Origin of the sequence: Peribacillus frigoritolerans (assembly GCF_004358755.1) — a bacterium.
Lineage (GTDB): Bacteria > Bacillota > Bacilli > Bacillales > Bacillaceae > Bacillus_P.
This window is the reverse complement of sequence record NZ_SMZY01000010.1, coordinates 38,463-46,981: the sequence shown is the minus strand read 5'-3', so window position 1 is coordinate 46,981 and position 8,519 is coordinate 38,463. Positions and strand designations below refer to the sequence as shown.

General features: G+C 42.8%; 5 protein-coding genes and 2 riboswitches. All 5 genes read right to left on the bottom strand.

Features of this window, described 5'->3' with window-relative positions:
• Positions 1 to 381: 381 nt before the first annotated feature.
• On the bottom strand, positions 382 to 1,707 hold the full coding sequence (locus E2R53_RS22595; RefSeq protein WP_133313906.1) for an NCS2 family permease: 1,326 nt from the start codon (positions 1,705 to 1,707) through the stop codon (positions 382 to 384).
• Positions 1,708 to 1,855: 148 nt separating this feature from the next.
• A riboswitch (purine riboswitch) is annotated at positions 1,856 to 1,957 on the bottom strand.
• An 82-nt stretch (positions 1,958 to 2,039) separates the two neighbouring features.
• Positions 2,040 to 3,572 carry a glutamine-hydrolyzing GMP synthase gene (guaA, locus tag E2R53_RS22590; protein ID WP_435796811.1) on the bottom strand — a complete coding sequence of 511 codons (1,533 nt, stop codon included), beginning with the start codon at positions 3,570 to 3,572 and terminating at the stop codon, positions 2,040 to 2,042.
• Positions 3,573 to 3,726: 154 nt separating this feature from the next.
• A riboswitch (purine riboswitch) is annotated at positions 3,727 to 3,828 on the bottom strand.
• Positions 3,829 to 3,858: 30 nt separating this feature from the next.
• Positions 3,859 to 6,042, bottom strand: coding sequence for a transglutaminase TgpA family protein (locus E2R53_RS22585; protein WP_133313904.1), 2,184 nt, complete (start codon positions 6,040 to 6,042; stop codon positions 3,859 to 3,861).
• Entirely contained in the window at positions 6,039 to 7,157 is a 1,119-nt protein-coding gene (locus E2R53_RS22580; RefSeq protein WP_286166389.1) for a DUF58 domain-containing protein, read from the bottom strand. The genes E2R53_RS22585 and E2R53_RS22580 overlap by 4 nt, the downstream gene beginning before the upstream one ends.
• Positions 7,158 to 7,258: 101 nt before the next feature.
• A complete protein-coding gene (locus tag E2R53_RS22575) occupies positions 7,259 to 8,221 on the bottom strand; it encodes an AAA family ATPase (protein WP_133313902.1) in 963 nt (320 codons plus the stop codon).
• Between the last annotated feature and the right edge of the window lie 298 nt (positions 8,222 to 8,519).

Here is an 8,519-nt window from a genome sequence, read left to right as displayed (position 1 = left end):
CGCCAGCGTTCGTCCTGAGCCAGGATCAAACTCTCCGAAGAAAATTTGTGACTCAATTTGTTGCTGACTTAAAAATTTAAAACGTTTGGTACGCTTTTGGTTTTGTTTAGTTTTCAAAGATCATTTGTTTCAAGTGCAACTTTCTAATCATAATCTATCTGACTAGCAAAGTCAACAACTTTTTTCATTTCATTTTATCGCTTGTTTGCGACAACAGATATTAATATACCACGATAACTTTAGAGAGTCAACGTTTTTTTAAAGGTAATTTATTTATCTGAAAGGTGCTCTTAAAAGGCACAAGAGATAGAATACCAATCTATTAAACTAAAGTCAACAAAAAAAAGAGATGCCGAAGCATCTCTTTTTTTGTTTCTTCTATTATCCTGCTAAAAAGACGAAGTAGAGAATGAAGATGACGAACAGTCCATACATAATTGGATGAATCTCTTTTGCTTTTCCTTTTACGATCATCGTAATTGGATAGAAGATGAACCCGATGGCAATTCCTGTTGCGATGCTGTACGTTAACGGCATTGCAATGATTGTCAAGAAAGCCGGAACAGCCATCTCAAAGCGGTTCCAATCAATTTTTCCAAGAGAAGAAACCATGAGAATACCTACTATAATTAATGCAGGTGCTGTAACTGGCGCTGTGATGACACTAAGCAGCGGCGAGAAGAACAGAGCAAGCAAGAACAAAGCAGCCGTTACGACAGAAGCAAATCCTGTTCTCGCTCCTGCTGCTACACCCGCAGAAGATTCTATATAAGATGTAGTAGTAGATGTACCTAAAATAGATCCGATCACTGTTGCTGCTGAATCGGCAAATAAAGCTTTGCTCGCTCTTGGCAGCTTGTTTTCTTTAATCAGTCCAGCCTGATTGGCAACAGCTACAAGTGTGCCCGCGGTATCAAAGAAGTCCGCAAACAGGAATGTCAGAATGACCACAAGCATTTGAAGAGTAAACAGCTGATCTAGATTTTGGAACGCTGCGCCAAATGTTGGTTCAAGACTCGGAACAGCCCCTACCACTTGGGTCGGTACATCAATTAATTGAAAGATCATGCCCATAATAGCTGTAAGGATCATTCCATAGAAGATTCCGCCATTGATCCGTTTAACCATAAAAATGACTGTGATGACTACCCCAAAGATAGCAAGCAATGCATTTCCGTCTTTCAGATTCCCAAGACCCACTAACACTGCATCATTATTTGTGATAATGCCAGCATTCTGAAAACCGACAAATGTGATAAATAATCCGATACCTGCTCCAACTGCGTGTTTCAATTCTTCCGGAATGGAGTTGATAATTTTCTCACGAAGACCTGAAGTCGTTAAAACAATAAAGATCAATCCTGAAACAAGCACCCCTGATAAAGCAGTCTGCCAAGGGATACCCATTGTAAGAACAACAGTAAAAGCGAAGAAAGCATTTAATCCCATACCCGGAGCAAGCGCAATCGGATACCTGGCTATCAGCCCCATCAGCAAGGACCCAATTGCAGCAGCAAGTGCTGTTGCTGTGAATACCGCACCCTGATCCATTCTAAGTTCATTAGGGAAATCAGGCACAGACGCAAGAGATAGTGTCAGCGGATTGACAAATAAGATATAAGCCATGGACAGGAAGGTTGTTAACCCTCCAATAAACTCGCGGCGGTAATTCGTGCCCAGCTCCTCAAATTGAAAATACTTCTTCATCTAAAATCCTCCCAATATCTTAAACGCCGTTATAAGCAGGTGGCCCGCAAAAAGATAGAATAAGTGCAAAAAGCGCTCCCTGCTAACGGGAGCGCTTGACGACAATGATATTAGATAGGACGGGTTCCGGAAATAGATCACGGATTCCCAATCTTATATAACACCTCGTAGTCAAGCTCTTTACGGTAGCTTGGTAGAAACTTTTGGGCCATATCCCCAACTTTATACGACGTATTTAGACAATTTTTGTGTACCTTCATCTTAACAGCATAGGTATAAAGTCGTCAATAAAAAAAACGAACATTTAATTAAAAATGTTCGTTTTCGTTCGTCTATTCCCACTCAATTGTTGCTGGCGGCTTGCTCGTGATGTCGTAAACTACACGGTTAATATGTTTTACTTCATTCACGATGCGGGTCGAGATGATCTCAAGCACTTCCCATGGAATGCGCGCCCAGTCAGACGTCATCCCGTCAATTGAAGTTACCGCACGGATGCCGATTGTATAATCATATGTTCTTGCATCACCCATAACACCTACACTGCGGATGTCAGGAAGAACAGTAAAGTATTGCCAGATATCTCTTTCAAGTCCTGCCTTAGCAATTTCATCGCGTAAGATTGCATCAGATTCGCGAACAATCTCAAGCTTTTCTTCGGAAATGGCTCCTAATACACGGATTCCAAGTCCCGGTCCAGGGAAAGGCTGGCGCCATACGATTTCATCAGGAATACCAAGTTCAGAACCAAGTGCACGCACTTCATCTTTAAAGAGGGTGTTCAAAGGCTCGATCAGTTTAAACTGCATGTCCTCTGGAAGTCCGCCTACATTGTGATGAGATTTAATCGTTTGAGCTGTAGCCGTGCCGCTCTCGATAATATCTGTATAAAGAGTTCCTTGAGCCAGGAATTCAATGCCTTGAAGTTTTGTTGCTTCATCATCAAATACGTAGATGAACTCATTGCCGATAATTTTGCGTTTTTGCTCAGGATCAGAGACTCCGCGCAGTTTTTCCATGAAACGCTCTTTTGCATCCACTTTAATGACATTCATATTGAAGCCTTCACTGAATGTTTTCATAACACCCTCTGCTTCATCTTTACGAAGAAGACCGTGGTCAACAAAGATACATGTCAGCTGATCTCCGATTGCTTTATGAATAAGCACTGCTACTACAGAAGAATCGACTCCTCCGCTTAATGCACAAAGAACTTGCTTGTCGCCGACCTGCTCACGGATTTTCTGAAGCTCCATTTCAATGAAGTTTTCCATTGACCATTCTTCTGAACAGCCGCAAACTCCGAATACAAAGTTTTTCAGCATGTCAGTCCCGAACTCTGAATGGCGTACTTCTGGATGGAACTGTACCCCATAAAGACGGCGCTCTTCATTACTGATCGCCGCAAAAGGACATGCCGGACTTGTTGCATCGACAATGAAGCCGCCCGGAATATCAGCAACTAAATCGCCATGGCTCATCCACACGATCTGCTGTTTTGGCAGATCAGCAAACAATGCTGTTTCTGTTTGAACGTTTAAAGTCGCTTTTCCGTATTCACGATGATTGGCAGCTTCTACTTTTCCGCCCAGGTAATGTGTCATCAATTGCATGCCGTAGCAAATGCCGAATACTGGAATGCCAAGGTCGAAAATTCTTTCGTCACAGCGGAAAGCCTGTTCGCCGTACACACTGTTTGGCCCTCCAGATAAAATGATTCCTTTAGGATTCATCTTCGTGATTTCTTCAGCCGTAAGTGTATGCGGATGAAGCTCACTGTATACACCTAGCTCACGAATCCTGCGGGTAATTAATTGATTATATTGACTTCCAAAATCCAACACTAAAACCATTTCATCTTGCATGTTTATCACGGGTGGTCACCTCATTCGAAAGATATCCTCTTAATGAATAAAGAGGGGTCAGGCGTCAGACACTGATGCATCTTGTGCTTATTAAAAAAAGCTAGAACTATGCCTTCAATTCAAAAAGAAAAGAAGGCAGAATTCTAGCTTTTACACTCGTCTATTCTGCCTTCATAGTCAGATTATTTGCGGCAATCCGGTAGAGACTCTCGAACCATATTATCGAGGATATATGAAGGATAAGTACTATTAATTTTCCCTATTCTAACAATGTCCCGTCATTCGGTCAAGATGATATCTTTTTAATTAAATTTTCCCACAATTCCTTTGATTTTATCCATTCTTCTTTTGAATTATCTCCGCGGTAGAGAGATTTCTCATAACTGGCTGTCAGTCTGATCATATCCCTTACGTCAAAAAAGGAATCAACATACCTTGCATAATCCCGAAGTGTTTGCCCTTCTTGGCGCTTCAATCCATAACGCTCCAGCTGTTTTAATAGTGCGGCATATGCATCACCATACACTCTTTCGTCTTTACGGTGCTTATAGGTGTATAAAATCACATATGGCATCCATTTCAATCTCGTTTTATATAAAATAAAAAGAATCAGCGCACCTGCTAACAGGATCAGATAGAAGGCCGTACTTCCGATTTGGATGGAAAATGGCCATGAACTGCTGTTTGAACTGCTTGACTGCGGCGTATTGTTCTCCTCAGGGACAGGCTCTCTCTCAGGCTGGGATTGTTCCGGTGTTTCCGTTTCTGCAGTCTCCTCTGAATCTATGTTAAACGTAAAATCATATGGATTTGAAAAGCTTTTGGTCGGTTCAAACGGCACCCAGCCGATCCCGCTGAAGTAAACCTCTACCCAGGAATGGGCATTATTGTTCGTAATCTTGTACTCTTTCTGATTCCCGCCAAGGTTTTGGACAAATGCCCCGTCTGAATACCCTTTTACCCATCGGGCGGGAATATCTGCAGCCCGAAGCAAAACAATCATCGAGGTCGAAAAGTTATCACAATACCCTTTGAATGTTTCAAAAAGGAATTGATCCACGTAATCCTCCTCCCCCCTTGGTACAGCAACGTCTGTTGTTTCATACGTAAACTGCGACCCTCCGAGGTAGGTTTCAATGGATTTCGCCTTATCATAGTAATTTTCGTTATCAGATGTTAATTCCTGCGCCAAATCGCGGACCCGCTGCGGAAGCTCCTCAGGCAGCTGAGTATAACGGGCACGAATATCGTCTGGTACACCATTATTTGATGAAACGTTACGGAGTTCATCAATTTTAAAGTCCGGAAACTCATAGACTGTTTCATAAGATCCAGGCGAAAAGTTTCCTCTGTTCTCAGCCAGGCGCGGAGTCATGAGCTCGGTAAGAGGATTAACATCTAAAACTGAATCCCTGGGAAGAGTAACAGACTTAATTCCAGCAGGATATATGACATGGTCATATCGGTATCGATTATCAATCTCTACACTTGCTGTTAGCTGAACAGTGTCTACTCCTTCTTCAGTCGATAAAATGGAGATATTTTCAGGATCCATCTGAACAGAATCTGCATCAGGATCTGATACATCCCAGCCTTTTCCCGTGTAGACATCCTTTGTTTCCACTCTCCAGTAATGACGGTCTTCGGCAACCGCAGTAAAAACAGGGGTATCATCCGCGACAAAAGCTCCGCCAAGCTGTTCGTCATTCGGGCCATAGCCAATTTTGTTAACCGTGCCGTTCGGTCCTTCCTCCTGACTCCCATATGCCGTTAAATATGGAACAGGATCCGGCCATTGCGGTTCAGCCTTTGGTGCGAGAAAACCGACAAGAACAGCACAGCCGATTAAAGCGGAAAGCGGCAGCACCCACTTCACCGTCATATAACGCTCTCTCTTAATCCTTTCAAGAATCTTGAGCCTTTCCAGATAAAGCAGCCCGATCAGCACAAAGCCAATGACGACAATCCTTACAATGGCAAAGCTTGCATCATATTCCGTAAATGTATCAAGCACAGTCACATAAACAATCGTAATGATAAAAAAGAACATGATGCGTTTTTGGAAGATGATCCAGTAATTAATCAGATACACAAGCAGCCATAAAAGGACAAAGAACAGCAGCGTACGGAATGGAGAGGAAATCTCCATCCATCTTGCTTCCATCATTAAGACTGAGTTATTACTAATATCTCCCAAAAACATTCCCAGCCATGCAGGACTGAAAAAAGATCCCTCAAAGAACAAAAGATGCTGGACAAACAGAATGTAAAAGATTTTCACTAAAGCCCCTATATACCAGCGAGCCTTTATGGATATGAATAAAAAGCTGAGGCCAATAAAAAGGACAAACACTGCGGTATTCCCTGTTTCCGTGAAATCCTGAAGCGGCCTCAGCCATTCCCACAGCAGCAGAAATGCAAATCCATAATAGATGTAGGCGGATGTCTGTTTTTCAAAGTTTTCACTCACAGCGTACTCACCTCTTTAAATGCATCTTCAAATCTGCCCGCACTTACTGCTTTTATTATAATTCTCCGTTTCATCAGCCGTTCTATCATCACTTTTTCTTCGCTTGAAATACGGTCACCTGCTTTTTTTATCAGGAACACAAACGTTGAGTGATTCCGGCTTCCAATCAGTTCAAGCTTTCTGACTAAATCAAGTGATAAGCTTGCCGTTACAAGCAATGGCGTCACATTTTTTGATTGCCAAGCCGGCAGTTCGCTTTCCGTTACATCTGCAAACGAACGCCCGCTGTCACAATCGACTTTTGCCAGGTGATAGTAAATCTGCTGCAAATGCTGTTCGGTTTCCTGCAGGTTAAACACCGTTTTTTCCCGTCCGGCGGAAACAAAGCCTATCTTTGCCCCGCTTTTTATAATCGCTCTTGCAAGCGAGGCCGAAAACGTGACGAGTTCTTCAAAAGCCTCAGACTTTACCCGGTCCATCATCACCACGACATCATGACTTTGCATTTGTTCAAACTCTTTTGTCATGATGCGGTCTCTTCTTGCTGTGGCCTTCCAGTCAATCCACGAAAAACGGTCTCCAGGCTGATACTCCCTTATCCCGATTGCCATTGTGGTATCCTGCCAGAATTTCGCTTTCGAATTGGTTGCTCCCTGCTCAAACTGCTTCTCGTGTTGACGGTAAGTCAAGTCTACTGAATGAGGATAAACGAGGAAGTAATTTTCAGCTTTAAATGTCATCTCTTTATCGATAAGGCCAAACAAATCTCCCGTTCTGACCCGCACTTCTGTAAAGCGGTGCTCGCCCCTAGGCATCCGCTTCAATTCATATTGCATGGTGATCGTTTTTTTAAACCATGGAAACAAAAGCTTCTTCGGTTCTTTCATTAATTTCTGCTCTGTCAGCTTCTCAGGCAGAATGTCTTCTACTATTAAATAGAACAAAGGAAAAGGCACGTTCCTTTTTATCGTGATTGTCCCGACTAACTGTTCCCCTACTGAAAATTGCTCCTGATTTATGGAACGTGTTACTTGAAACGTTCTGATTGGGTAAATGGCAATCAACAGTGAATAAATGGAGATCGGCAGAAAGCTGTAAAATAAAAACCAGCTCACAAATCCCCCCTGAAACATGGCATAGGCATATGTGACCGCCGTAAAAAACAAAAGGCTCACGAGCTTCCAGACATAGCGGATTTTAAGAAAAAAGGATTTCATTAACGGCTCATCGACCTTTGCACCGGCACAGAAGTCCTTGAAATGATTTCAGAGAGCAGATGTTCAGCAGACTTCCCTTCATATTTCGCTTCTGATTTTAAAATCATCCGGTGAGGAAGCGTATATGGGGCAAGATATTGAATGTCGTCCGGAATAACATAGTCACGGCTATACAGGAAGGCATAGGCTTGAGCGGATTTCATAAGTGCGATGGATCCGCGGGGACTTGCTCCTAAGTAGACGGAAGGATGTTTGCGCGTCTTAGTGACCAGCTCGACTATATATCGTTTCACTGTCTCATCTACATAGACTGACTGGATTTCTTTTTGAAGCTCGACTAATTCTTCTTTCGTAATGACTGATTGGATATGATGGATGGGTCTTTCTTTTTCTGCGAGGTTTAAAATTTCAAGCTCTTCTCCAGGAGTTGGATAGCCCATTCTGATTTTGAAAAGAAAACGGTCAAGCTGGGCTTCCGGCAGCGGATAAGTGCCTTCGTATTCGATCGGATTCTGCGTAGCCATAACAAAGAACGGACGCCCGAGTGATTTCGTTACACCATCAACCGTCACATTTGCTTCTTCCATTCCTTCTAAAAGTGCCGATTGGGTTTTTGGCGACGTACGGTTAATTTCATCCGCAAGGACGATATTTCCCATAATTGGACCCGGGCGGTATTCAAATTCGAGTGTTTTCGGATTATAAATAGAAACTCCTGTTACATCAGACGGCAATAAATCAGGAGTAAACTGAATTCGTTTAAAATCTGCTCCCACCGATTTGGCAAGAGATCTGACCATCATGGTTTTACCGACGCCAGGGACATCTTCAAGCAGAACGTGGCCCTCAGCCAATATGGCAACAAGACTGAGCACGGCCACATCCCGTTTTCCAACCATGACACGTTCTATATTTTCAATCACTTTACTGAGTTTAGGATGCATCATTTCATTTTGAGCCATTCTATTCCTCCTAGAACTAGTTATCGATAAGCTGCTTAACTATAATAGAGTTCTGAACGAAGCGACAAATTCCTGTTTGTTTTTACATATTTAATCTTTTCTTAACAATAACACGGAACCTTTTGAACAAATCAAATCTCAGCACATTCGCAGCAGATTCATAGAAAAGCGGAACCGACTGTTTAGACCCGACAGACAGATAAGGATTCGTCAGAAAAGGAGCTTTTTGCCTTTACTGACGAATCCGTTCTGGCCGAGGGTCTAGGAGGTGGAGCTAGACACCTCGAAAAGCGGAACC